Raw genomic sequence first — 23,935 nt, forward strand, 5'->3', positions numbered from 1 at the left:
TTTTGCACTTTTTTATATTGAGCCTATATCATCAGGCCTACATCGGATCGTGATACATTTCGCACGCCTGTAGCGTATTCTGCATCAGCGTTGCAACCGTCATAGGACCAACACCGCCGGGAACCGGCGTGATCCAGGCCGCACGCTCTGCCGCCGTATCATATTCCACGTCACCGACGACTTTGCCGCTTTCCAACCGGTTAATGCCGACGTCAATCACGATCGCACCCGGCTTGATCCACTCACCGCGCACAAATCCGGGACGCCCAACTGCGGCAACGATCAGATCGGCCTCGCGCACTTTCTTTTCCATATTTTGCGTAAAGCGATGAGTGATGGTTGTAGTACATCCCGCTAGCAGCAGCTCAAGCCCCATTGGGCGGCCAACAATGTTAGAAGCGCCGATAACCAGCGCATCTAGGCCATAGGTATTGATGTCACAGCGCTGCAGCATGGTGATAATGCCGCGCGGTGTACAGGGGCGCAGCTTCGGAGCCCGCTGGCACAGGCGACCAACGTTATAGGGATGAAAACCGTCAACGTCCTTTTCAGGAGAAATGCGCTCTAAAATGCGGGTATTGTCAAAGCCTTCTGGCAGAGGAAGCTGAACCAGAATACCGTCAATAAGCGGGTCGTTGTTCAGGGAATCAATCAGCGTGAGTAGCTCACTCTCAGAACAGGTGCTGTCGAGATTAAACGAACGCGAGAGAAAGCCAACTTCTTCACAGGCGCGGCGCTTGCTGTTGACATAAATCTGCGACGCGGGGCTTTCCCCAACCAGAACCACCGCCAGACCGGGCGCTCTCCTGCCCGCCTGGAGCCGCTGCTGTACGCTAGCGGCAATTTCCGCTCTTAGCTGCTGAGCGATTGCCTTACCATCAATAATCTTTGCTGACATCTGAGAATCGATCCACTTTATTAACCACGGGGGAGACTATTCTGTCAGATGAACGGCGTTCTGTCAGGGGTAATTGAGATCAAATATCGCCTGCGTAGCGCTCAGGTTATCGCCAGTTAAGAGAGAAGCGGCGCATTATCGACCGCTTAGCGGCTAAAATTATTGACTGACCGAGGAAGAGCCGTATAATCCCAGCCCACTGACGCGTTTGTCGCGTCGCTCTTCCCAACGCTCCCATAGCTCAGCTGGATAGAGCAACGGCCTTCTAAGCCGTAGGTCGAAGGTTCGAATCCTTCTGGGGGCGCCAATAAAATCAATGAGTTACTATTAAATCATCTTTTTGAAAAGAACCAGCAGGCGCTGTATCTAGATATAGGTTGGCCTGATTCTATTCCTTCTTCAATAACGCCAGTACCTTCAGCATACATCCCAAGTTGGATACCGTGTATTTCAACACTTCGTACTAATTACTGCAGTTTCCAGTAGTCATCGGCAATCCAAACGCTTTTGACATATTTGATTTAATCGTTGGGTATTCACATCGGCCCTTTTTTCTAACGACAGATATAGGGCACTTTCCCCGCTTGCGATATCACGAAACTCAAGGCGATCGTCTTGAGCAATCGTCAAAAACTCAGTGGAGAAACGAAACTCGGGTGAGGCATATTTTATTCTAATCTCACCCTCTACGCTGTTCATCACCATTTCACGCTTTCTTTCCTGAGCCCCAGATTCAACTTCAGACAGCCACAGGCGCTCGTTTTCTACATAGAGAATAAGAGAAACACTGTTATTTACCCAGCAGCCGATAGAAAGCTCATATTTCTCAATGAGGCTGTCACACTGGTTTCCACTGCCAAAGGCAGGGTTCAAAGCACAGCCCATAGTGAGAATGGCTATCAGGCCTCTGAGCGCCCTTTTCATATTCTTAAGCATATCTATCTCTTCCCTGAATAATAGATTTGGCAGGCTAGCAAAAGCCGCTGAACGTTACCAGCGGCTTAATAAAAGCTAACTATCGGGCTAAATAGCCTCCGTCAACCGGGTAAACTCCTCCGGTACAGAAGCTGGCTTTATCAGAAAGCAGAAACGCAATAAATTCAGCAATCTCTTTTCTTTCCGCCATTCTCTCCATCGGGTGGCTGTGGCTAAACGCCTTCCTGACGTCGTCCGGTAACGCTTTCATTCGCGGTGTATCAACATATCCCGGCGCGACAGCATTAACGCGAATATTCTTGGTTGCAAACTCTAAGGCAGCCGTTTTGGTCAATCCCACCACACCGTGTTTGGCAACTGTATAGGGTGCCAGTCCTTCTATCCCTACAAATCCGTTCACTGCTGACAGGTTAACAATGGCACCGCCCCCACTCTTTAACATTGCCGGTATTTCATATTTTAGGCAGTAAAAGACGCTGCTAAGCGTGTTAGAAATAACCCGATCCCAGTTTTCTAAAGACTGTTCGGGAATACACAGGTTGTGATCTCCCGTCGTACCGGCGTTATTAACGGCACAGTCGACTCTGCCGAATCGTGCCATCACGCTTTCAACCATACTTTGTACCGAAAAGGGATCTGAAACATCGCACTCTACGCCAAATGCGGTTACGCCAGTGGAATCAAGAAAGAAGGCTTTTTCTTCTGACTGTGCTTTGTTTCTGGAGGCAATAACGACCGATGCCCCCTGTTCATGGAGTATTTCTGCAACAGTTTCGCCAATACCGTTAGTACTTCCCGTTACGATGGCGACGCGCCCCGTAAAATGACACATATCTCCTCCAAGGTTGTCTTAATGTACCCTCTAAAGACTCTACTCCTGGATCCCATGAGATAATAGAAAATATGCTCACTGACGCTGCCGTACGGTTAACGACGTTTGCCCTCTAACAGAGGCAGTGCGCTCTGCGCTACAATGCCCATGACAATAAGGGCAATGCCCCCTAGAGCCAGCGGGTTAGGCATAAGCATGCCTAAAATCAGCGTTTCCCCCAGCAGCGTAAAAATCACCTCACCGGACTGCGTTGCCTCCACTGTCGCCATCTTTTTCATATCCCGCCTAACCAATTGGGTCGCGGCAAAGAAAAGCACAGTGGCAATGACGCCAGCAAACAGCGCCACTAGGAAGGACTGTGTCATCTGCCCCGCACTGGGCAAACCGTGATCCCAATATCCCCACAGCATGATCAGCAGCCAAAAAGGCTGACTGGCCAGCGTCATGTTAAACACTCGCTGGAGGGTATCCACATCATCCTGACAGACAAACATCATCTGGCGATTTCCCAGAGGATACATAAACGCCGCAAACACTACCGGCAGCAGGCCAAGCAGTACCTGATACAGACTAGCCGAGACGGCCTGCTCCCAAAGCATCATGACTACACCAAACAGGATCAGTAAAGACCAGCGCAGCTGTCGCCAGGGAATGTGGTGTCGAACACCGTCGGCGCTCGACAAAAAGGGGATCAATAAAGTGCCCGCAATAATGGTTATCTGCCAGCTTCCCGCCACTAGCCAGCCCGGCGAGAAAACGCTGGCAAACGTCAGAGGCGCATAGAACAGGCCAAAGCCGACAGTGCTCCAGAGTAAATAAGCTTTCTTGTGCGCCAACAGGTGACGAAGACTGTGGCGAAGACCGCCGCGCACCGCCAGCACAGTCGCCAGAATGGGCAGCATAAATACAAAGCGCAGTGCTGTACTCCACAGCCAGCTGCCGCCTTCAAGCTCCATCGTACGGTTCAAGATAAAGGTAAAAGAGAAGAAAAACGCCGCAAGGATACCGAAAATAAACGCCTTCATGCCCTCTCCCGATAGGTGACATTCTCGCACAACTCTATTAGGCTGTGCGTTATAACGCATGTTTAAGACAGCTTATCACTGTGCGCTATAACGCACAATCAGCAAAAAGAGGCTTGGATGAGTGAACTCACCAATTTTATTGGGGAAAGACTAAGATCGGCTCGGCAAGAACGCGGCTGGAGCCTCGACAAAATGGCTGAAATCTCTCAGGTCAGTAAGGCCATGCTGGGGCAAATCGAAAGAGGTGAATCTAATCCAACGGTTCTGACCCTTTGGAAGATCGCCACAGGATTTCAAATCCCTTTTAGCGCCTTTTTACCCAATCAAACAGCCGAAGATAAAGACCTCACTTTAGCGTCAGGACAAGAAGTCATCGAGGCCAAGTCTATTCAGCCCTTCGATCCGGTTTTAGGCTATGAAATACTGCTGATTGCACTACGCCCCGGCGGCTATCACGCCTCGTGTGCTCATGAAGAGGGGGTTATTGAGGACGTGATGCCCATCAGCGACAGCGTTGTTATCGAGGCCAACGGCGTCAGCCACACTGTCGCGCCGATGGCCTCTCTTCGCTTTAACGCAAGCAGAGAGCACAGCTATGCTAATCCCAGCGCTGACGTCGTGCACTTCTATAACGTTGTTCACTACCCATCGCGTCGAAAATAACGCGGCTACTGGGTCAACGGTTCGCCCTTCAGCGGCTGGTTTTCCCGCCAGTGGCGCACCTTGTCCAGCTCAAACAGCGTCGACTGTTTGAAGTCCATTGACCACAGCTGCAAATACCCTTCGACAACGCGGTAGTGTTCATACTCCATCGGAATGATGGTTTCCCCCATCTCACTGACGATACCAAGCTTTCGCTCCTTACTGTCGTAATCACCGAGAGTAAGCGCATAGGCGTCAATGTCGGGAATATACTGAAGCTCGCTGCCTTGGTGGCTAAACAGCACGTTCCCTTGCCTATCAATTAGGCTAACGCTTCCACTTTCACTCGCGACAATGAGACGGTTTCTCCCGTTAACTTCCTCGATTCTTTTCCCTTGGGCTAATAGTCGCCCTTCTTTATCAAACAGATAGTCGCGCAGATAATCGACTGATGTGATGCCCCCAGACTCTACTTCTTTTATATCGGAAGCGAGAAACACGCCGTCTTTCCAAGACAGCTGACTGTGCGACGGCGCCAGCAGCCACTTCTGAGCCTTCAGGTCGTAAATCCCTAATTTCCCTTTATCGCCCGCAATAGCCAAATGCTGTTCGACAATCTCTTCAAACGCCGCCGTATGAAGCAGCAGCTTGCCGTTTTCATCAAAGATAAATCCTTCCGGCGTCCTGCGGTAAGTTCCCTGCTGGTTTATTTGCTTCCACTTGGTACCAACAATAAAGGGCGGCGTTTCGCTAAACTCAAAATAGCCGTCTTTAGGATTTGCAACAATCAGGTTGCCCTGCCTATCAATCAGCCCCTCATACAGCGCAAAGTGACGGTCGTCTGGCTCGCTGCTGGCATAACGCTTCTGGCTATACTTAAACAGGTTTTTCCGCTCTTCTGGCGAAATCACCGGAAACTTAGTCAAATCGAGCTGCCTAAAAACGTGCAGAAACAGCATCCTTTCTAAGACATTACCTGACTCGTAGGGTACCGTAAGCTTCAGCGTTAACCCATCGCCCACGTCCACATAGTAGTCGTAGTCCTTACCCTCCTCATCGCCATAGGTAAAAACGTTCCCTACTAGCTTGCCCTTAGGATTGCGCTTTTGTGAATCAGCAGTTAATTTCGCGATAGGTTGCCCATAAAGCTCAATATAAACACTCTTCTCAAACGTTTCTGACGGGTATTTTACCCGCACTGACGTCATGGAATCGCCCCGCTCGATAAAGCGATAGGGCTTTTCCAAAATCTGGTCGACGCTTTGCCAAATCGCCTGATGAACATCCGCAACGTTAAAATAGTCACTCACTTTGGCCTGATACTTTTTTTCCAGCGCGGATTGAGAAAGCGACAGATCGTCCATCGTCACAACGTTCTTACCGCGGTAGCGCTCATCCATCGTGCGCAAGATAGAAAAGACCTGTACCGCGGCCTCTACCGTTTGCACGTTTGCCAGACCGATAAAGTAGCGTTGAATTGACTCATCATATTGAAAGTAAAATACTTCCATAGCACCATGCTGATTGTAATACACCGCACCGTTCTCGGACTGAAACAGCACGTCACTTTGGCGGGACAGCCATGAAGTCAGATTAAAATCGTTTTTTTTCGCACTGACGACAAACAGCTCAGCGTTAATATTATTTTGCCTGTTGTTGAACCGGTAGATAGACGTATCTTCATTATTCAGGTCGATCAGTAATCCTTCCATTTTGCGCACATAAATCCCTGAATTTCTCAGGCTGAGCGTGTCGTATACATCAACGGGAAGTTTAATGTTAAAGCGCCCGTAGGGAGAAAATAGGATACCGGGAAAATCCTTCATCGGTGCGCGGTTAAAAGTCTCTTTTTCTTTAAGCAGTCTCTCTTGATAGGCCTTTTCCTGCTGCTCAAAGCGCTGCTTCATTGACACTAGCTCGGGCGTTTTTTCATCCACACTTTTCAGCGTCATGGTGATAACGCAGTCATAAAAGCCGCAGGTCATCTCCTTGTCCGACACCAGCTGGATAACGCCCTTTCCGTCCGTTTTTACCGTAACCCAGCCGTCGTTTATCTGTATCCGACCGTCCTTAACGCTCTCGATACGCTTGCCGTCAACCGTGTAGTAAGACACTTCCGCTGGCGTGATATGGAAATAGATATCGTCTTTGACCTTACCAATACTCTCGGCGATCCCTTGCTGGAGAGACATTCGCCCTTCGGCGTCGTCTTTCTCGTTACTGTTGTCGAACTCCACGCGGATGTCGTCAATCAGGTAGTCACCGTCTTTAGGCTGGCTCTCTCCGTCGCATCCTGACAGCAACAGTGCAAACAGCGCTGCGTTAAGATATTTTTTCATGATCTCGCCTCTTTCGCGAAAAAAAGCCTCTGAACGCGCGGGCGTCAGAGGCCATTAGCCAAGCATTGCGTAACCGACGGCGTTTTATCTACTTACGTCGCCAAGTTGTGCCGCCCGCGCCGTCTTCCAGCACGATACCCATCTCCGTCAGGCGATTGCGCGCTGCATCGGCAGCGGCCCAGTCTTTTGCGTGTCTGGCGTCATTGCGCTGTTTAATCAAGGATTCAATTTCAGCCACTTCATCGTCGTCACCGGACTGAGAGGCGCCCTGCAAAAACGCCTCTGGCTCCTGTTCCAGCAGTCCCAAAACGCGAGCAATCCGGCGCAGTTCCGCCGCCAGCTGGTTTGCCACTGCTGCGTCTTCAGCCTTTAAGCGGTTCACTTCCCGCGCCATGTCAAACAGCACGGAATAGGCCTCTGGAGTATTAAAGTCGTCGTCCATCGCTTCGCGAAAACGCGACTCGTACTCCGTATTGCCCTGTGCCGCAACAGACTCGTCAGTACCGCGCAGCGCAGTATAGAAGCGCTCAAGTGCCGCTCTGGCCTGTTTCAGGTTTTCTTCGCTGTAGTTAAGCTGGCTACGATAGTGGCCTGACATCAAAAAGTAGCGCACGGTTTCCGCATCGTAGTGCTTAAGCACGTCGCGAATGGTAAAGAAGTTGCCCAGAGATTTAGACATTTTCTCCCTGTCGATCATCACCATGCCGGAGTGCATCCAGTAGTTCACGTACGGTCCATCATGGGCGCAGGTAGACTGGGCAATTTCGTTTTCGTGGTGAGGGAACATCAGGTCAGAGCCGCCGCCGTGAATATCAAAGTGTTCACCCAGCTGCTTACCGTTCATCGCAGAGCACTCAATGTGCCAACCAGGGCGACCCGGCCCCCAGGGCGATTCCCAGTTTGGCTCGCCCGGTTTAGACATCTTCCACAGCACGAAGTCCATGGGATTGCGCTTAACGTCAGCCACTTCAACGCGAGCCCCGGCCTGCAGCTGCTCCAGATCTTGACGAGACAGCAGCCCGTAGTCCGGATCGGTATCCACGGCAAACATCACATCGCCGCTGTCTGCCACGTAGGCGTGATTGCGCGCCAGCAGTAGCTCCACCAGCTCGATAATTTCTTTAATATGGTGAGTTGCCCGCGGCTCCAGATCGGGGCGAAGGATATTCAACGCGTCGAAGTCAGCGTGCATCTCCGCCAGCATGCGCGCCGTCAGCTGGTCGCAGCTCTCTTTATTTTCTGCCGCGCGGCGAATAATTTTGTCGTCAACGTCAGTCACGTTGCGCACATAGGTCAGATCGTACCCTGCAAAGCGCAGATAGCGAGCCACAACGTCAAACGCGACGAAGGTTCTACCGTGGCCGATATGACACAGATCGTAAATCGTTACCCCACACACGTACATCCCCACTTTACCGGGGTGAATAGGCTTGAATTCCTCTTTCTGTCTGCTCAGGGTGTTAAAAATCTTTAGCATGGGGTAACCGTTATTCTGTGTTGTGTGGTTAAACGAAGCCGCCCGTACAAACGTTAATCGTCAGGGCGTTAATCAACATATTGAAACCTGATTAAAAGACCTTTGCAAGAGAAAGGCCAAGATCTCGAACGATGCATAAAAACAAAAGCCGCTGAACACAGTGCGCAGCGGCTTAATCATTCACGTCAGAAAACGCTAAAACCAGGGAGACTGGCTCATCACGCCGTAGTAGAACAGCATCCGACCGCATACCGCAGCAGAAAGCACCACCAGCATCAGAATGCCGCCAGTCGCCGTTGACAGTGTAGGTTTACGCAGCAGATAAAATGCCAGCGCGCTTCCCGTCAGTACGCCGCCAAAAATCAGCCAGCCAAACAGCCCTGAACTAAAGATAACTATTGCGCTCTGCATCAGCTGATCCTGTCGTACTAGCCCTTGGCCGTACCACAGAATAACCACCAGCAGCGCCGCAGCCCCCAGCAGAATACCGCACGGTAAAAGGCCCGGCAGCGCGCCGCTCTCCTCACTGCTGACGGCGTTACGAACGCTTATTACCAGACTCAATGTCACAAAGCCCAGCAGCATCGCAGTCGCGATAAAGCTCAAGTGAGTCATTACAGAGTGCCACATCGGGTGGCTGCTCATCTGATAGTAAACCTGTGCTGATACCAAAACAGCGGCAATCCCCACGAAAGAAGTCAGCAGGCTAAGCCCTTTAAGCAGCGCCTGTCGACGGCCGAGAAACACAAAGGCTACTGTCCAAAAAAACGCGACCGCATTCAGCAGGAAAAAAGCCACCACTTCGCGGCTAAGCCACGAGTGCTCGATGCCCAAAATGGCGCGATAGGCGCCGGTTGGCGTCCCCAAGTGCAAAAGCGACAACAGAGAACCAATAGCGTTAACAATAAATACGCCGACAGCAAGCTTTCGCAGGCAGGCGAAGCGCCGTTCATCCGTCAGCCACGCTGGCTGAAGGTAAACAAGCACCGTGATGGCAACGATTGTGCCCACGGCCCACTGGCAGAGCACGGTAAAGAAAACCAAAGGAAGTTCATATTCAGACATGGCGTTACTCCTTATCGCCTGCGGGAATGATGACGATATTCGGGCCGCTGATGCGATGGTCCGGCAGCTTATAGCGCGTTTCAATACGCGACAGATCGGCACTGTGGCGACGGCGCAGCTCATCAATGTCGCCAAACTGCAGAACGCCAGCCGGGCAGGACTCCACGCAGCGAGGCATTAGCCCCTCATCTAAACGCTCCGCGCACATATTGCACTTGCTGGTCTTACCCTCAACTGGGTCAAACACCGGCGCGTTGTATGGGCAGGCCATAATGCACATCCGGCAGCCGATACACTTTTCGTGATCCTGCACCACGATGCCGTCAGGCCGCTTGGTGTAGGTACTTGCCGGACATACCTTCAAACACTGAGGGTCGTCACAGTGGTTACAGGACATAGAGATATAGGCGATGCTGTTCGGATCGTCAGAGCTGAACTCTCTAACCTTTCGCCACTGCACTCCGGGTGGCGTGACGTTTTCCGATTTACAGGCCATCGAACAGGTTTTACAGCCGTAGCAGCCGCGCATATCCACGAGAAATCCATACTGTCTAACCATGATTATGCCTCCGCCCTGACGTCAACCAGGGTGCTGTTACAGCAGTGCCCAGTACTTAATATTTCGGAATAGTCGTTAGTGACATGACTGCTGCTGCCACCCTGCTGTTCCCACCAGCCGTTGTCCAGACAAACAACGCCGCGCTTGATTTGGCGCGTAACGATAGCGATAGCGCGATGCTCTCCCCGGTCGTTGAAGGCAACCGCCCACTCGCCGTTTTGAATATTGCGCTTCGCCGCATCGTCAGGATGGATCAGCACATTGGGCTGATTGCGCTGTATTTCCAAGATCCATTCATTCATGCCGTGGCTAGAGTGAATGCTGCGCGCCAGCTTGCGCTGAACCGCCATCAGTGGATATTTCTGCGCCAGCTCTGGCGAGCCCTTGGGCGACTCTTTCACCTGCATATAGGTCACGATGGGCGAGAAGTTCTTTTTCTGCCACTCTTCAATAAAGAAGTGTGCTTTTTTGGTCGGAGTACGGAAAACGCCGTCCTTAAAGGGTATCCACGGTGCCTCAACAGGCTTTACCGGGCCTTTTTTCAACTGCTCAATGGTGACGCCGGTGCCCTTCAGACAGTTTTCAATGTAGTGCTCGATCGGCTGATTAAACACTTCACCGAAGCCAAAGCGCTCCGCCAGACGGGCAAAGATCCAGTAGTCAGGTTTAGCCTCGCCCACTGGTTCAACGGCTTTTTCCATCAGTTGGATATAGTGACTGCGCACGCCGGCCATCAGGCTGACGTCCTCAAAAATGGTCGTTACGGGCAATACCAGATCGGCATACATCGCCGTAGAGGTCATCAAGTTGTCAGCCACCACCACAAAGGGCACCTTCTTCAATGCCTTTTTGACCATATTGGTGTTAGGCAGCTGAGTGACAGCACTCAGCGTCATAATCCACCAGAAATTGATCGGATGCGGGCGTTCATTAACAATCCAGTCCCCTAGCTTGGCGACGGGAATAGAAGGGATCTTTTCGGCATTGGGTGCAGGCGGGACTGGCGCATTAATTTTAGCCATCTGACGAACGCCACCGGCATCACACACACCGCCACCGGCTTTGCCAACATTACCGGTCAGAAGCGCCAGATAGAACTGGCTGGCGGCCACGTAGGTACCAAACTCCGTACGCTGTGCGCCGGACATGTTCTGCACGATCATTGACGGCTTGTTGTTAGCGTATTCCCGAGCTAAACGCAGCACTGTCGCGGCAGGTACGTCTGTTTCGGCTTCAACTTTTGCCACATCCCACGGCTGCGCTTCAGCACGCATCAGTTCAAATACAGTGGTGTAATCGGCGTTAGCAGGCAGCTCTGCCTGAGTTAATGCAGGTACGATGCCTGGCACATCGTGACGAACAAGACGCTGACTTGCCGTATCGTAGACAAGATAGCTTTCTTTATCCTCAGCACTTTCTCGCTTTTGCTTTTTATCAGCATCCACCAGATAGGGTGCACCGGTGTGTTGACGCAGATAGTCAGCGTCGTAAAGCGCCTCATCCATAATGATTTTAATCATGCCGAGCGCTAGCGCAGTGTCCGTACCGGGAACAATCGGGATCCACTCGTCGGCCTTAGCTGCCGTTTCACTGTAACGAGGATCGATGACAACCAGCCTCGCCCCGCTAGCCTGTGCCTTTAAGTATTCTTTAAAGTAGGCCTGCATCGTTACCGCCGGGTTGTTACCCCAGCAGAGGATATAGCGGCTATCGGCAATGGTGTCACGGGTATCGGCATATCTCAGCCCAAGCATCGGTATCATTGCCGCCGTAACGGCTGCACAGCATAGCGATCCAGCCTGCTTCGTTGAACCGCCTAGGTAGTCGAAAAAGGCTTTCCCCATATCGTTTTTGATAGAGTCCATGTTGCCCGAGGCGGCCGAAATCAACATGCCCTTGTTGCCGTGGCTGGCAATGGTGTCGCGAATATTTTTTTCTATCAGATCGAGCGCTTCATCCCATGTAATGGGCTTGAACTTTCCTTCACCTTTCTCACCTATTCTCAGCATCGGCGTTTTTACCCGCAGAGGGTGAGATACCCACTTGGTGCGACTCATGCCCCGCAGGCAGCACTTGACGTTAAAGTCTTTGCTGGCCTCGATCTTCTTCAGCTCGCCCTGATGCACGTAGGCAGTCAGATTGCAGTGCAGACATTCCATTGCGCAGGTCGATCTGAATGTCTGGTAGTCACCCAGCTTAAGGCGAACAACCGGCAGTGGCTTCTTGTCCTCACTGGCCTGCGAAAACGCACAGGGAGACAGGGATGCCAGACCAATCACGCCGAGCCCTTTCAGCAGGGTCCGGCGCCTCATTCTGATCTCCGATAATTTTTTCATGATATTCCTCACCACGTTCTTGTTTTTGTCATCTTGCTCACATCGATGATTATGGGTCTTACAGATCAAATAAGACACCATAAGTAAACCATGGTTAACTTATGGTGTACTGATCGAGGTCAATTTAGTACCAAATAAGTGTCACCGAGATGTTGCAGATTTAAGCGTACAAAAAAGATGAAATAGATTTAAATCAGCTAATTAACGAGGTATACCTTGAATAACAAGAAGATAGTCAGGAATAAAAAGAGGTGTTAGGCTATGCCACTATTCACTCGATTCCTTAAGGCTTAAATGCATGTCAGAAACCCAGACTCAAGGCGTGAACTCTGTCGAAATCGCGGTTACCGTGCTGGATGCCATCGCTGAACTCGGCGCTTCCGCAAGGGCTATCGACATTGCCCGGCTGTCAGGGCTGTCGAAAAGTCGACTGCACAAATATCTGGTTTCGCTGTGTCGAAGCCAGCTTATCTATCAGGATCCAGAAACCAGCCTCTATTCTCTGGGCAACAAGCTCTCTCTTTTAGGAGAAGAGGCCAAGTCGCAAAACGGACTCATCATTACAATCAACAATGCGCTGTGTCAGCTGAGAGACGAGCTCAACATTTCTACTGGCCTAGCCGTTATCGTTAACGATGTGCCAACGCTAACTCACTACAACCGCAGTAATAAAAATATTGAGCTGGACTATAAAGACAATACGCCACTGCCATTAGCCAACAGTGCGGCGGGTAAAATATTTCTGACGTTTTCAGAGCGCTTTAAACATCAAGCAATCATTGATGCTGAAGAAAAAGCGCATATCCTGCAGCTAGGGTACTCAATGCGCTTAAGTGAAACGGAGGGTATCCCCGGCGCTCGCGCTATTGCCTGCCCAATCTTCAATACGGCGAAAAAACTCCTAGGGTCAGCTGTAATTATGGGTATTTTGCCCGACGATCGCAGTGAAATGCAGCGCCTTGCCGAGCGCCTGCTCAATGCGATAAAAGGTATTCATATAAACTAGAAACACTGCCGATGCGGGAAAAGCACCTCAAGAAATACGATAGTGCAGCCGCTACGGCCTTCATATACAATACCGCACGATGTACTCTAACCAGGCTTAGGATATTCAATGATTACTCTTCATACCAACCACGGCGATATCGCGATCAAACTGTTCAGCAACGAAGCGCCGGTCACCGCCGCTAACTTTCTGGACTACTGCCGCAGCGGTTTTTATAACAACACTGTATTTCACCGCGTGATCAACGGCTTTATGATTCAGGGCGGCGGCTTTGAACCCGGCATGGTTCAGAAAGAGACAAAGGCCACCATCAAAAATGAAGCCAATAACGGCTTAAAAAACAAGCGCGGCACGCTGGCCATGGCTCGCACCTCTGCCCCCCATTCTGCTACCGCACAGTTTTTTATTAACGTCGTCGACAATGACTTCCTGAACTTTCGTTCTGAAAGCATGGACGGCTGGGGCTACTGCGTTTTTGCCGAAGTTGTTGAAGGCATGGACATTGTAGACAGCATCAAGCAGGTTAAAACCGGGCGCAGCGGTATGCATCAGGACGTTCCGGTTGAAGACGTCGTTATCAACAGCGTTACCGTCAGCGAATAAGTCACTATCCACTTTCGATGACAGTTCTGTTTATCGCCGATCTTCATTTAAGCGAAGCTGAACCGGCAATTACTGCCGGTTTTCTTGCGTTCTTACAGCGCGATGCGGCAAACGCCAGCGCGCTGTATATTCTCGGCGATCTGTTTGAATTCTGGATTGGCGATGACGACCCGAGCGAGCTGCACGAGCAGGTTGCTCAAGCGTTGTCAGCGCTGCACGATCGCGGTGTCCCCTGCTATTTTATTCACGGCAACCGCGACTTTCTCCTCGGCAAACGCTATGCCGATCGCTGTAAAATGACGCTGCTTCCCGAGAAACAGGTGATTGACGTTTACGGCACTCAAACCCTTATTCTCCACGGCGACACGCTCTGCACGGATGACCCAAGCTATTTACGGTTTCGGCGCTATATGCATAACCGGTTTATTCAACGCGCCTTTCTGTGTCTTCCGCTTTTCCTTCGCCTTAAGATAGCCAACCGACTGCGCAGCCAAAGCACTATGAGTAACCAGACCAAATCTCAGGTCATGATGGACGTTAACTCGCTGGCCGTAATTAGTGAAATGAAAAAGTACGATGTTGTTCACATGGTTCACGGGCACACTCACCGCCCGGCTATTCACGACATGACTATTAAGGGAAAACTCTCTGAACGCGTAGTGCTTGGCGCCTGGCACTCTCAGGGCTCCGCACTATATGCTTTTCCCGACGGCAGCATCGATCTTACCAGCTTCCCACTGTAGTTTTTCCACCAGCATTTACCCGAACCGAGAAAACGCAAACGTTTCCCTTGCCTCGTCGGCATGATATGCTTGCGCCCCTGAAAGAGACTATTATGTTTACTCCCGCACGATTTTAGGAGCGTTCCCCCTATGCCAGCCAGCGCCGCCAAGGCCAAAATCGCCATTGTGATGGGTTCCAAAAGCGACTGGGCAACGATGCAGTTTGCCGCAGAAATCCTGACCGCGTTAGACATCCCGTTTCATACCGAAGTCGTCTCCGCACACCGCACGCCGGACAAGCTGTTTAGCTTCGCTGAAAGCGCAAAAGAAAACGGCTTTGACGTCATTATTGCCGGTGCGGGCGGTGCAGCTCACCTGCCGGGTATGCTGGCCGCTAAGACGCTTGTCCCGGTACTCGGTGTGCCGGTTCAAAGTGCAGCGCTCAGCGGCATAGATAGCCTCTACTCTATCGTTCAAATGCCGCGCGGCATTCCCGTTGGCACGCTAGCTATCGGTAAAGCCGGAGCGGCTAATGCCGCTCTGCTGGCGGCACAAATTCTGGCACTTCACGATAGCGCTATTCATCTCCGCCTTGCTGACTGGCGTCAGGCACAAACCGACGAAGTGCTGAACAACCCCGATCCCAGGGAGAACCCATGAAGCCGGTCTGCATATTAGGAAACGGTCAGCTTGGACGCATGCTGCGTCAGGCGGGAGAACCCTTGGGGATCGCTGTTTACCCGGTTGGGCTTGATGCCGAACCCGAAGCCGTCCCTTACCAGCATGCAGTGATTACTGCCGAAATAGAGCGCTGGCCGGATACGCCTCTGACGGAAATCTTGGCACGGCATCCGGGCTTCGTTAATCGCGACGTTTTTCCCCTCCTTGCCGATCGCCTGACGCAAAAGCGCCTATTGGATACGCTAAAGCTGGCGACGTCCCCCCTGGCAGCCTCTGGAAAAACACGAGCAGTGGCCAGAAGTCTTTCAGTCACTCGGGGAGCTTGCCATCGTCAAGCGCCGCGTCGGCGGCTACGACGGCCGAGGCCAGTGGCGGTTAAGAAAAGAAGATGTAAACACTCTACCGCAGGACGCCTACGGTGCAGCTATCGTAGAACAGGCGATTGCGTTTCGCGGCGAAGCGTCTCTTGTCGGCGCGCGCAACCATCGTGGAGAGTGCGTCTTTTATCCGCTCACTCATAACCTGCATGAAGAAGGGATTTTGCGCGCCAGTGTGGCTATTCCCGCTTCTGATGCACATCTACAGCATCAGGCAGAAACGATGCTCTCGGCTATTCTTAACGCGCTGGATTATGTCGGCGTGATGGCCATGGAGTGCTTTATTGTTGGCGATAGCCTGCTGATTAACGAACTGGCTCCTCGCGTTCATAACAGCGGACATTGGACGCAGAACGGCGCCTCTATCAGCCAGTTTGAGCTTCACCTGCGGGCAATCCTTGACCTTCCAATGCCCCAGCCGGACGTCCACAGCCTGTCTGTCATGATCAACCTGATCGGCACCGACGTGAACTCCCAATGGCTATCGCTACCGTTGGTTCACCTGCACTGGTACGATAAAGAGGTGCGCCCTGGCCGCAAGGTCGGTCATTTGAACCTGAATCACACCAGCGTTGAATCGCTCTGCGACTCCCTCACCCAGATGAAGCCCATGCTCGATGATGCCTATCAGTCCAGCCTCAAGTGGACGATAGCAACGCTGAGAGAGAATGGATAAACCTTCCCGGTATCCTCGCTTAACGGCGAGGTTACTGCTTTTGCCCCTCTTTCTTCTCTACCGTTATCATGGTGACAAACGGATGATACTGCCAGGGCACGCCTTTTCCCTTCTGGTACATTTTAGAGATAGTGCCGTCCAGATAAAGCATTTGGCGGATCTTCAGCTTTGATTTCGCGTAGCAGGCAAAATCATAAAAGTTGCTCCCCTGCTGGCTCATCATAAACACTACGTCACCGCTGTCGGTAATACCAACGCCGTTACGGATCTTGTGCGATTCCACGCTGGGCTTCAGGCGAGAATTAATCGCGCCATTCTCAATCAGTATTGGCCCAGACTGTACGGCAAAATCTACCCCTTTGAGGGATTTAAACGCCTTTAGCCGAGCGATACCGTAACGCTTGCCCTTAACGTAAAACACCCCTCCGGGGCGAATAAAAAAGTTGCCGCCGCCGGAAGCAAGGTTCAGCCCCACTTTTTGCTCACCGTTTTCCACATACAGGCCAAGAGGTGCATACTCCTTGTCATATATGCCGCCGTTCATCGCCATTTGCACTCGCCCGTCGTTATCGATGCTTGCCAGCAAAGAACGCAAAGAGCCATAGGCCTCGCCGTTCTCTTTCTGCCAGTACATTTTTACTTGCTCGGTTTGAGGCTTGAGAGTGTAGGTTTGCAGCGTTAGGGAGGGATCGGAAAGCGTGCAGTTGTCGGCGGCAAAAGTGCTAAAAGATAATAGTGTTAGAGTGGCTAGAACCCATATCGACGTCATGATGATTGCAATATCCCTATGATTTAGTCATGTCGATAGCATCACTTTTTTGCAGAATATACGGCATGATCTATCTCATTACCGCTTTGCCGGAATGAGCAATCATAACACTCCCCACTCTGAAACCAGCATTCTATGTATCCATCTTCACAGCACCACCTCGCTACACTCATTCCCCAATCCATCGAACAGCTTTTTTCTGGATGCACCCCGAGCTTTTCTTGAATATCACGCTCTGTCAGCCTAAGAAACTCTTCAGCATTCAGCGTGTTGAGAGCTGGCAGCACTGTTTGTGGTGGTAGCTCGTTATGCAGTGGCTGCTCATTTTTCTGATGTCTCTTTTCTTTTTCGCGCTCGTGCAGCAGTCGTGGTAAATGGTAGACAAACAGCGCAAATAAAACGAATAGGCGATATATCCAATAGATTGGTATCGCTACTAAAAAAAAGACAATGCCAATTAAAGACCGAAGTACATCAATAATTGGCAAAATTATTTTCATGGCGTGCCCCATCCACGTTGGCTCAAGCTCTATCCGATTGTAACGACATACTCAAGATCGACTCACCGAGCAATGAGCCTAGCATCAATCAGCTCCGCCACCAGTACCGTACCGGGGCCGTCCAAGAAGTATTCGCTTTCTTGAGGCTCACGCAGCGACATCACCAGCCCACCTTCTACCTCCATCGTATGGCCCGCAGCCATTGTTGCGCCGCTGTCCAACAGATAGCGCAAGACGCCGTTGAAGATGTCGCTGTATTTCTGCCCTTCGTCGTGCCCTGACGCCAGCGCGGCAAAGTCCGGCAGGCCGAAGTCGTTTGCACCGTAGGTCCGCATCCAGACGCCGTCAACACCTTCAACGTCATATTTCACAAAACCGCAGAACAGCATCGTTAACGGCAGGCCGTAGCGCAGCATATTAAGCCCATATTTCTCTGCTGCCATTTCGCCCAGCACGCCCGCAGGCAGTGAGGTATGGGCATTTTCATTCAATACTGCCAGAGCCCCACAGTTCTCTAACGCCCCAGCCACTAGAGCTAGCGCGACATACTGCTCCAGAACGCTATCGTCGTAACCGGCGTACCAAAGAATAATATGGCTCTGGCTGGCGCGAACATCTGCTTTCATGTCTGCACCATAGTGTGAAGGCGCAACACACTTCTCCAAGTGCTCTGCCGGGAAAGGAGCATTAAAGCCAACCATGCGAACAACGTGCTTTCCCCAGCCAACCAGTGCGAAGAAATCGCCAAGCTCGGGATCTCTCTGGCACTTCGCCTGCTTCATTGACGGATCAAAACCGCGTAGTGTTTGCTCAAGTTTGCCTTCATCAATAGAAAGCTCGCTGCCAAATACCACCTGCAGGCTGACGCCATTATCACTATCAGGGTTCGCTACCAGATCCGAGGACTGCTGATTGTCTTTATTATCACGACGACCAAAAAAACGGGAAAGAATGCTCATTAAACGCTCCTTGTTAGCATTGCCGAGTACGTCAGGCTCTATGAAGTGAACTCAGCGGCAATTATATAGAGTTGCTCCCGCATGAGTTACTACTTCTTGCTTGCCGTTCTTAAGAAAGTAGCTCATTCACAATTCGTTATGAAAAATTGACTACAGCATTAAATTCATTGCGATCTGCTTTCAAATAACACCATTTCCTTATTGCTCAACCCCAGTGAGCGCAGTACTGTCGCCTCCGCAAGAAAGGCAAAAACTATCTGATTTTTTTCGCTATTCCATCACGATAGCAGGAGTATTTTTAAATGTTCATGGCAAAATTTCTGCGCAATATTCAACTATCCAACTTGTACCGCACCCCATTAGGACCACAATAGACACACAGTCTATTGGAGAAAATATAATGAACAGTGCAATGTTAAAAGTTCGGGTATCTGAAGAATTAAAGGCCGCCGTCGCTAAAACTGCACATGAATACAACTTGGACATGTCCAGCTTTATTCGCCTCGTATTAACTCATGCGACAAAAACAAATCAGATTCCTAACTCCACTACTCAAGCGGCTATTCATGAGCTGGAAGACGGCCATGGTGAACGAGCCACCAGTGTTGATGAATTTTGGAAGGGGATTTTTAAGTAATCATGCTGAAAATTCGGTATGCAGCAGCGTTCAAACGGGATATGAAGAGCTATCAAAACGATATCTCAGCCATCACGGCAATCAACACGGTATTAAGGCTGTTGGTAACAGGATCGCCGCTACCATACAGGTATAAATAGCATCGACTAAAAGGATACTATGCCGGATATCTGGAGTGCCACGGAAAACCCGACCTTCTATTAATTTACCAACGAACGGAAAAAGAGCTTCTTCTATATCGAGTTGGCAGCCACGCGAAGTTATTTAAGATGTAATTCCGCTGAGACTCTTACTCCAAATCTTAATTTAAGTTTATTGCGATCTCTATCCAGAGAATTCAACGCAGCTCTTGTTCCACATAAATTACAGCTTTATCGTTCCTCTCTATATTTACAAAAACAAGCTTAATCAGCATACGGATACATCAGAAAAATAGGCTGTTTTTCATAAGTGACTGGGAATAAAACATCATGCTATAGTTGTGTTATTTATTAACACAGGAGGATCTATGCCAAGAACGACCAGTATCACTATCGGTGAACAGTTGGATGAATTTATCAGTCGCATGATCGCCTCCGGTCGCTATGGTTCAACCAGCGAAGTCGTACGTTCAGCGCTTCGTCTTTTGGAACAAAAGGAATCTGAAATGGATGCATTAAGAAAAGCGGTTCTTGCTGGAGAACAGAGTGGGGAGAGCAATATGACACTGCATGAAATCGCAGCTAAAATAAAGCAAAAGCACAGTGTATAAGCTGTCCCATCTGGCCGCTATTGACTTTGCCAGCATTTACGAATACACGCTAACTGCATTCGGTGCGGCCCAGGCCGACGACTATACAAACGCCTTAGAAAACATCCTAGGGTCAATCGTGCAGTCACCCTTTATCGGACGTGCCTATCCGGATATTCATCAAGAAATCCGTAGAGTAGACTATCGACATCACGCTATATTTTATCGGATTCGGAAGAATGACGTTTTTGTACTGCGTATACTGCATCAGCAGATGGAACCACTGATCCACTTTTCTGCGGAGGAATAGCTCATCATTCGATGTAGTAGACGCAGGCAGAAAACAGCTCGGCATCGCCCACAGAAAGACAATACACCTCGCTGTTTTCTCTCCTTTCTTTCCCTATCTACTCCTGATACCGCCGGTAGAGCGCCTTGCCGCCCAGCAGGCGAACTCCCAGCCAGCCACCGCACAGGGACAAAAGCCCGGCACAGAACGCAGGAAGCAGGATCCACATCGTGAAGTTTGGCTGCCACGGGAAGTCAAACAGCGTACGCTGTAGCCACCACAGAGAAAGCTCAGCGCCTACCGCAGCGACAATCCCAGCCGCCAGCCCCAGTAGAGCAAACTCACTCCACAGAGTGCGCCTAAGCAGCTTTTTACCTGCTCCCAGCGTGCGGTAAACCACCAGCTCCTGCCGCCGCTGCCGCATGCCAACCTGAACCTGCGCCAGCAGAAGCAATCCCCCGCAGACGATCACTAACGCTACCATCGCTTCTAGCGCACGTCCTACCTGTTGAAATACGGTCGTCACCTGTTTAAGCATACTGCCGATGTCCAACAGGCTTAAGGTTGGATATGTACGATACAGATCGACCAGCGCCGTGCCGTCCTGCTGGTAGCGGAAGCTAGTCAAGTAAGTCTGAGGCAAAGAGTCCAATGCTCCCTGAGGGAAGATAAAGTAAAAGTTAGGGCGCAGGCTTTCCCAGTCTACTCGGCGCAGGCTGGAGATCGTCGCGCTGAACTCCTGCGTATCGCCGGTAAAAGTCAGCTTATCGCCGATATCTAGCCCTAAGCGATCGGCCAGCCCAGCATCGATAGAGACTTCCCCACTTTTCGGCGGCCAGACTCCCTTGGTCACCACGTTAGGAGATGTCTTATCCCCGTGTAACCAAGTCAAGTTCAACTCGCGATTAACCGCCTCGCCCCCGGGATCGTCCTCTTTAACCCTTTCCGTCGCCTTTTGCTGGTTAATGCCGGTCAAACGAACGCGAACGATAGGATAGAACTCCCCCGGTTCAATGCCTTTCTCACTAAGAAACTGCTTGAGAGAAGGTAATTGTCCTTCTGTCATGTTCATCAGAAAATAGTTAGGGCTGTCTGGCGGAACCTGCTGCCGCCAACGGTCTAACAGATCGCCCCTCAGAACGATAAGCAACGCCAACAGCATAAACGAGAAAGAAAAGGCAGAAAGCTGAGCCGTCGTCACCCACGGCTGCCGCAGCAGGCGATTTACCGCCAACCGCGCCGCTAGCCCTTTGAGCGTCAACCGACGCAGCAGAAGCAGGCTGCACCAGCCAAACACACCCAGCAGAAGAGAGAGCGCCATAATGCCGAATAAAATACCCCACCAGGTCAAATCGAATCCGGCCACCAGCGCTAACAGCACCATGACGGTCGCCAGCATGGCGGGAATGTAAACTTTCAGCGGCCAAACGTTGGACATAGCGTCGGCCCGCAGCACGCGTAAAGGCCGGGTCGCCAGCAGCTGCACGTAAGGGCGAAGCCCCACCATCAGAGAAATAGTCAGCAGCGCGCCTAGGCTCCACAGCCACGGCCACGGCCCGGCAGGCGGCAGCGCTTTCGGCAACAGCGGCGCCATCAGCGCCATGAGCCCCTGTTCAAACAGAATGCCAATCAGGCTGCCAACCACCCCCGCCAGCGCCAGCACTGACAGCCACTGACCGATAATCAGCCTGCGCAGCGCTTTACGCCCCGCGCCTAGCGTCTTAAGCACCGCCACCAGACTGTACCGACTGCGGCAGTAGTGCCCCATCGACACAGCTACCGCAGCAACCGCCAGCAGCAGGGTCAGCACCGCCGACAGTAAGAGGAAATTTTGCGCGCGCTGTAAAGACTTGCCTACCGCCGTACCGGACTGTTCAGTACCGAACCACCGCTGATCGGGACGAAGCTGTGGCGTAATAAACTCACCAAAGCGGTCGAGCGCGTCCGTAGAACCCGCAAACAGATAGCGATAGGTTAAGCGACTGCCCGGCTGCACAGCGCCGGTTTTTTCGATGTCCTGATAGTGAATGAGAATGCGCGGCGCGGTTTGGAACGGATTAAACCCCGAGTCCGGCTCCTGAATCACCTCACCGTTAACGGTGAGTATAGTGTCCCCCACTTCCAGCCGATCGCCGTTTTTTAATCCCAGCAGAGCCATCAACCGTGGAGCGACCAGCGCCGTACCCGGCTGCGGCTTTTGTTGAGGCGGCAGCGTATCCAAACTGCCGTACAGCGGATAGTTCCCATCAACGGCCTTTACCGAAGAAAGCAGAGGCGCATCGTTGGCATAGGCCATTGTCATAAACGACAGCTGTCGGCTGACAACCAGCCCCTCTTCTTGAGCTTTCTTCAGCCAGGCATCATCAATCGGGCTGCTGGCCGTTAACACACGGTCAGCGGCAATAAAGTCCCTGCTTTGCTGACTCAGCCCCCTGATCCATACGATCGCTGACGCGCCCCAGCGCCAATACGCAGGCCACTGCCAGAGTTAAAGAAAGCCAGACAATCAGCAGCGACGGCGAACGCCACTCGCGCCAGAACCAGCGCCAAATCATGCCGCCTCCCAAAGCTTACCGTCACGAAGGCGCAGCTGGCGCTGACAGCGAGCCGCCAGCGTTTCATCGTGAGTAACCAGCACCAGCGTTGTGGCGAAATCTCGATTGAGAGAAAACAGCAGATCGGCAATTTTTACACCCGTCTGGCGATCGAGGTTACCGGTTGGCTCGTCAGCAAACAGAATGGTCGGCCGACTGATAAACGCCCTAGCAATAGCGACCCTCTGCTGTTCACCGCCTGACAGCTGAGCCGGTAAATGACCGGCTCGGTTGCCAAGCCCTAGCTGCTCTAACAGAGCCAGTGCCTGTACTTTGCTGTCGCGCTCAGCGTCACCACGCAGCAGCGAAGGAAGTTGAACGTTTTCCAACGCTGTTAGCGTAGGCACCAGCATAAAAGATTGAAAAACAAAGCCCACGTCTTTCGCTCGCAGAGCAGCTCTGGCCTCTTCGTCCATATTTGGCAAGTCGTGCCCTAAAAGCCGAACGTCACCGCTTGTGCCGTCGTCTAGGCCTGCCAAAATGCCCAACAGTGTTGACTTCCCCGAACCTGACTCGCCGATAAGCGCGATCGTCTGTCCTGAATTGACAACCAGCTCAACTCCGGTGAGGATGTTAAGCATGTTCTCTCCTTCACCAACAGACTTATTTAAATGACGAACTTCAAGAACGTAATTTTCAGACATCTACCAATCCTTTTGTTGCTGGGGCTGTCGTCTTTGCGCGTCGCGGCGGCGGACACGCTGCTTATTCTGGGGGATAGCCTGAGCGCAGGCTACCGGTTGCCTATTGAGCAGGCTTGGGCCACCCAGCTAGCCGAACGCTGGAAGGGGCAGCCCGGCGCGCCAACCGTTATTAACGCCAGCATTAGCGGCGACACTGCGGCTCAGGGCTTAGCCCGCCTGCCTGAACTTATCAAAACACATCAGCCCCGCTGGGTGCTGATCGAGCTGGGCGCTAATGACGGCCTGCGCGGCTTCCCAACCGCAGACATCGAGCGCGATCTCACGCAAATCATTACCACTGTCAAGCAGGCCAACGCCCAGCCTCTGTTGATGCAGATCCGCATCACGCCTAACTACGGCAAACGCTATACCGATGCATTCACGGCAATGTATCCCAAACTGGCGCAGGAACAAAACGTGCCGCTGCTGCCCTATTTTATGGAAGACGTGGTGGTCAAACCGGAATGGATGCAGTCCGATGGGCTTCATCCTACCGCAGAAGCCCAGCCGTTTATTGCCGACTTTATGGAAAAAGCGTTGGCTCCATACATAAGTTCCCAGTCTACAGCACAGTCGAAACAGAGCTAAGTCACGGAAAGG

The 23,935-nt window shown here is 51.6% G+C and carries 23 protein-coding genes, 1 tRNA gene and 2 pseudogenes; 12 read left to right on the forward strand and 14 right to left on the reverse strand.

The annotated features are described in order from the left end of the window. Window positions 1–37: 37 nt before the first annotated feature. Complete coding sequence (folD, locus tag DQM29_RS11085; RefSeq protein ID WP_111740749.1) at window positions 38–898, reverse strand: bifunctional methylenetetrahydrofolate dehydrogenase/methenyltetrahydrofolate cyclohydrolase FolD; 861 nt, start codon at window positions 896–898, stop codon at window positions 38–40. Between the two features lie 230 nt (window positions 899–1,128). Between folD and DQM29_RS11090 the strand changes: the two genes are divergently transcribed. Further along, window positions 1,129–1,205, forward strand: a tRNA-Arg gene (locus tag DQM29_RS11090). A gap of 179 nt (window positions 1,206–1,384) precedes the next feature. On the opposite strand, the gene DQM29_RS11095 is transcribed toward DQM29_RS11090, so the two are convergent. The 3 genes from DQM29_RS11095 to DQM29_RS11105 all read right to left on the reverse strand — a co-directional run bounded on the left by DQM29_RS11095 (window position 1,385) and on the right by DQM29_RS11105 (window position 3,691). Continuing rightward, window positions 1,385–1,834: a hypothetical protein gene (locus DQM29_RS11095; RefSeq protein ID WP_111740750.1), complete on the reverse strand. Its 450-nt coding sequence runs from the start codon at window positions 1,832–1,834 to the stop codon at window positions 1,385–1,387. A gap of 79 nt (window positions 1,835–1,913) precedes the next feature. Continuing rightward, the gene (locus tag DQM29_RS11100) at window positions 1,914–2,666 is read right to left on the reverse strand and encodes an SDR family NAD(P)-dependent oxidoreductase (RefSeq protein WP_111740751.1); all 753 of its coding nucleotides are present in this window, start codon (window positions 2,664–2,666) and stop codon (window positions 1,914–1,916) included. A gap of 95 nt (window positions 2,667–2,761) precedes the next feature. After that, entirely contained in the window at window positions 2,762–3,691 is a 930-nt protein-coding gene (locus tag DQM29_RS11105) for a DMT family transporter (RefSeq protein WP_111740752.1), read from the reverse strand. A gap of 117 nt (window positions 3,692–3,808) precedes the next feature. Between DQM29_RS11105 and DQM29_RS18570 the strand changes: the two genes are divergently transcribed. Next, the gene (locus tag DQM29_RS18570; RefSeq protein ID WP_111740753.1) at window positions 3,809–4,354 is read left to right on the forward strand and encodes a helix-turn-helix domain-containing protein; all 546 of its coding nucleotides are present in this window, start codon (window positions 3,809–3,811) and stop codon (window positions 4,352–4,354) included. A 5-nt stretch (window positions 4,355–4,359) separates the two neighbouring features. Here the strand turns inward: DQM29_RS18570 and DQM29_RS11115 are convergent, their stop codons facing one another. The 5 genes from DQM29_RS11115 to DQM29_RS11135 form a co-directional block, all read right to left on the reverse strand. Beyond that, window positions 4,360–6,672 (reverse strand): hypothetical protein, encoded by a 2,313-nt coding sequence (locus tag DQM29_RS11115; RefSeq protein WP_197708819.1) that lies wholly within the window; start codon window positions 6,670–6,672, stop codon window positions 4,360–4,362. 88 nt (window positions 6,673–6,760) lie between these two features. Continuing rightward, window positions 6,761–8,149 (reverse strand): cysteine--tRNA ligase, encoded by a 1,389-nt coding sequence (cysS, locus tag DQM29_RS11120; protein ID WP_111740754.1) that lies wholly within the window; start codon window positions 8,147–8,149, stop codon window positions 6,761–6,763. 195 nt (window positions 8,150–8,344) lie between these two features. Beyond that, window positions 8,345–9,214, reverse strand: a complete 870-nt coding sequence (locus tag DQM29_RS11125; protein ID WP_111740755.1) for a dimethyl sulfoxide reductase anchor subunit family protein — start codon at window positions 9,212–9,214, stop codon at window positions 8,345–8,347. A 4-nt stretch (window positions 9,215–9,218) separates the two neighbouring features. Then, entirely contained in the window at window positions 9,219–9,773 is a 555-nt protein-coding gene (locus tag DQM29_RS11130; RefSeq protein WP_111740756.1) for a 4Fe-4S dicluster domain-containing protein, read from the reverse strand. 2 nt (window positions 9,774–9,775) lie between these two features. Next, window positions 9,776–12,109, reverse strand: a complete 2,334-nt coding sequence (locus DQM29_RS11135) for a molybdopterin-containing oxidoreductase family protein (RefSeq protein ID WP_111740757.1) — start codon at window positions 12,107–12,109, stop codon at window positions 9,776–9,778. 298 nt (window positions 12,110–12,407) lie between these two features. On the opposite strand from DQM29_RS11135, the gene DQM29_RS11140 reads away from it, so the two are divergent. The 5 genes and pseudogenes from DQM29_RS11140 to purK all read left to right on the forward strand — a co-directional run bounded on the left by DQM29_RS11140 (window position 12,408) and on the right by purK (window position 16,174). After that, window positions 12,408–13,115 (forward strand): IclR family transcriptional regulator, encoded by a 708-nt coding sequence (locus DQM29_RS11140; RefSeq protein WP_111740758.1) that lies wholly within the window; start codon window positions 12,408–12,410, stop codon window positions 13,113–13,115. Between the two features lie 108 nt (window positions 13,116–13,223). Continuing rightward, window positions 13,224–13,718: a peptidylprolyl isomerase B gene (ppiB, locus tag DQM29_RS11145; protein ID WP_111740759.1), complete on the forward strand. Its 495-nt coding sequence runs from the start codon at window positions 13,224–13,226 to the stop codon at window positions 13,716–13,718. A gap of 17 nt (window positions 13,719–13,735) precedes the next feature. Then, the gene (lpxH, locus tag DQM29_RS11150; RefSeq protein ID WP_111740760.1) at window positions 13,736–14,461 is read left to right on the forward strand and encodes a UDP-2,3-diacylglucosamine diphosphatase; all 726 of its coding nucleotides are present in this window, start codon (window positions 13,736–13,738) and stop codon (window positions 14,459–14,461) included. Between the two features lie 129 nt (window positions 14,462–14,590). Then, window positions 14,591–15,100, forward strand: a complete 510-nt coding sequence (gene purE / locus DQM29_RS11155; protein ID WP_111740761.1) for a 5-(carboxyamino)imidazole ribonucleotide mutase — start codon at window positions 14,591–14,593, stop codon at window positions 15,098–15,100. After that, window positions 15,097–16,174, forward strand: a pseudogene (gene purK / locus DQM29_RS11160) (5-(carboxyamino)imidazole ribonucleotide synthase). The gene purE and the pseudogene purK overlap by 4 nt, the downstream one beginning before the upstream one ends. Before the next feature lie 31 nt (window positions 16,175–16,205). On the opposite strand, the gene DQM29_RS11165 reads toward purK, so the two are convergent. From DQM29_RS11165 to DQM29_RS11175, 3 genes are all read right to left on the reverse strand, one after another. Then, on the reverse strand, window positions 16,206–16,943 hold the full coding sequence (locus DQM29_RS11165; RefSeq protein ID WP_111740762.1) for a phosphodiester glycosidase family protein: 738 nt from the start codon (window positions 16,941–16,943) through the stop codon (window positions 16,206–16,208). A 41-nt stretch (window positions 16,944–16,984) separates the two neighbouring features. Next, window positions 16,985–17,443: a hypothetical protein gene (locus DQM29_RS11170; RefSeq protein ID WP_111740763.1), complete on the reverse strand. Its 459-nt coding sequence runs from the start codon at window positions 17,441–17,443 to the stop codon at window positions 16,985–16,987. A gap of 62 nt (window positions 17,444–17,505) precedes the next feature. Beyond that, complete coding sequence (locus DQM29_RS11175; RefSeq protein ID WP_111740764.1) at window positions 17,506–18,402, reverse strand: DUF4261 domain-containing protein; 897 nt, start codon at window positions 18,400–18,402, stop codon at window positions 17,506–17,508. A gap of 400 nt (window positions 18,403–18,802) precedes the next feature. Between DQM29_RS11175 and DQM29_RS11180 the strand changes: the two genes are divergently transcribed. The 4 genes from DQM29_RS11180 (at window position 18,803) to DQM29_RS11195 (ending at window position 20,079) form a co-directional block, all read left to right on the forward strand. Next, window positions 18,803–19,039, forward strand: a complete 237-nt coding sequence (locus tag DQM29_RS11180; protein WP_111740765.1) for a type II toxin-antitoxin system RelB/DinJ family antitoxin — start codon at window positions 18,803–18,805, stop codon at window positions 19,037–19,039. Window positions 19,040–19,209: 170 nt separating this feature from the next. Then, window positions 19,210–19,314: a type II toxin-antitoxin system YafQ family toxin gene (locus DQM29_RS18615; protein ID WP_338418320.1), complete on the forward strand. Its 105-nt coding sequence runs from the start codon at window positions 19,210–19,212 to the stop codon at window positions 19,312–19,314. 233 nt (window positions 19,315–19,547) lie between these two features. Continuing rightward, a complete protein-coding gene (locus DQM29_RS11190) occupies window positions 19,548–19,790 on the forward strand; it encodes a type II toxin-antitoxin system ParD family antitoxin (protein ID WP_111740766.1) in 243 nt (80 codons plus the stop codon). Then, window positions 19,783–20,079, forward strand: a complete 297-nt coding sequence (locus DQM29_RS11195; protein ID WP_111740767.1) for a type II toxin-antitoxin system RelE/ParE family toxin — start codon at window positions 19,783–19,785, stop codon at window positions 20,077–20,079. The genes DQM29_RS11190 and DQM29_RS11195 overlap by 8 nt, the downstream gene beginning before the upstream one ends. A 97-nt stretch (window positions 20,080–20,176) precedes the next feature. Here the strand turns inward: DQM29_RS11195 and ybbP are convergent. Further along, window positions 20,177–22,613, reverse strand: a pseudogene (gene ybbP, locus DQM29_RS11200) (putative ABC transporter permease subunit YbbP). Beyond that, window positions 22,610–23,296, reverse strand: coding sequence for a putative ABC transporter ATP-binding protein YbbA (ybbA, locus tag DQM29_RS11205; protein WP_111740768.1), 687 nt, complete (start codon window positions 23,294–23,296; stop codon window positions 22,610–22,612). Before ybbA ends, ybbP begins: the two are co-directional and overlap by 4 nt. Between ybbA and tesA the strand changes: the two genes are divergently transcribed. Further along, entirely contained in the window at window positions 23,264–23,923 is a 660-nt protein-coding gene (tesA, locus tag DQM29_RS11210; protein WP_111740769.1) for a multifunctional acyl-CoA thioesterase I/protease I/lysophospholipase L1, read from the forward strand. The genes ybbA and tesA overlap by 33 nt on opposite strands. Window positions 23,924–23,935 lie beyond the last annotated feature (12 nt).

Origin of the sequence: Leminorella richardii (assembly GCF_900478135.1) — a bacterium.
GTDB classification, from domain to species: domain Bacteria; phylum Pseudomonadota; class Gammaproteobacteria; order Enterobacterales; family Enterobacteriaceae; genus Leminorella; species Leminorella richardii.

Coding starts and splice junctions, on each gene's coding strand:
- folD (WP_111740749.1), bottom strand. CDS start 898: ATGTCAGCAAAGATTATTGATGGTAAGGCAATCGCTCAGCAGCTAAGA.
- DQM29_RS11095 (WP_111740750.1), bottom strand. CDS start 1,834: ATGCTTAAGAATATGAAAAGGGCGCTCAGAGGCCTGATAGCCATTCTC.
- DQM29_RS11100 (WP_111740751.1), bottom strand. CDS start 2,666: ATGTGTCATTTTACGGGGCGCGTCGCCATCGTAACGGGAAGTACTAAC.
- DQM29_RS11105 (WP_111740752.1), bottom strand. CDS start 3,691: ATGAAGGCGTTTATTTTCGGTATCCTTGCGGCGTTTTTCTTCTCTTTT.
- DQM29_RS18570 (WP_111740753.1), top strand. CDS start 3,809: ATGAGTGAACTCACCAATTTTATTGGGGAAAGACTAAGATCGGCTCGG.
- DQM29_RS11115 (WP_197708819.1), bottom strand. CDS start 6,672: ATGAAAAAATATCTTAACGCAGCGCTGTTTGCACTGTTGCTGTCAGGA.
- cysS (WP_111740754.1), bottom strand. CDS start 8,149: ATGCTAAAGATTTTTAACACCCTGAGCAGACAGAAAGAGGAATTCAAG.
- DQM29_RS11125 (WP_111740755.1), bottom strand. CDS start 9,214: ATGTCTGAATATGAACTTCCTTTGGTTTTCTTTACCGTGCTCTGCCAG.
- DQM29_RS11130 (WP_111740756.1), bottom strand. CDS start 9,773: ATGGTTAGACAGTATGGATTTCTCGTGGATATGCGCGGCTGCTACGGC.
- DQM29_RS11135 (WP_111740757.1), bottom strand. CDS start 12,109: ATGAAAAAATTATCGGAGATCAGAATGAGGCGCCGGACCCTGCTGAAA.
- DQM29_RS11140 (WP_111740758.1), top strand. CDS start 12,408: ATGTCAGAAACCCAGACTCAAGGCGTGAACTCTGTCGAAATCGCGGTT.
- ppiB (WP_111740759.1), top strand. CDS start 13,224: ATGATTACTCTTCATACCAACCACGGCGATATCGCGATCAAACTGTTC.
- lpxH (WP_111740760.1), top strand. CDS start 13,736: ATGACAGTTCTGTTTATCGCCGATCTTCATTTAAGCGAAGCTGAACCG.
- purE (WP_111740761.1), top strand. CDS start 14,591: ATGCCAGCCAGCGCCGCCAAGGCCAAAATCGCCATTGTGATGGGTTCC.
- DQM29_RS11165 (WP_111740762.1), bottom strand. CDS start 16,943: ATGACGTCGATATGGGTTCTAGCCACTCTAACACTATTATCTTTTAGC.
- DQM29_RS11170 (WP_111740763.1), bottom strand. CDS start 17,443: ATGAAAATAATTTTGCCAATTATTGATGTACTTCGGTCTTTAATTGGC.
- DQM29_RS11175 (WP_111740764.1), bottom strand. CDS start 18,402: ATGAGCATTCTTTCCCGTTTTTTTGGTCGTCGTGATAATAAAGACAAT.
- DQM29_RS11180 (WP_111740765.1), top strand. CDS start 18,803: ATGAACAGTGCAATGTTAAAAGTTCGGGTATCTGAAGAATTAAAGGCC.
- DQM29_RS11190 (WP_111740766.1), top strand. CDS start 19,548: ATGCCAAGAACGACCAGTATCACTATCGGTGAACAGTTGGATGAATTT.
- tesA (WP_111740769.1), top strand. CDS start 23,264: ATGACGAACTTCAAGAACGTAATTTTCAGACATCTACCAATCCTTTTG.
- ybbA (WP_111740768.1), bottom strand. CDS start 23,296: ATGTCTGAAAATTACGTTCTTGAAGTTCGTCATTTAAATAAGTCTGTT.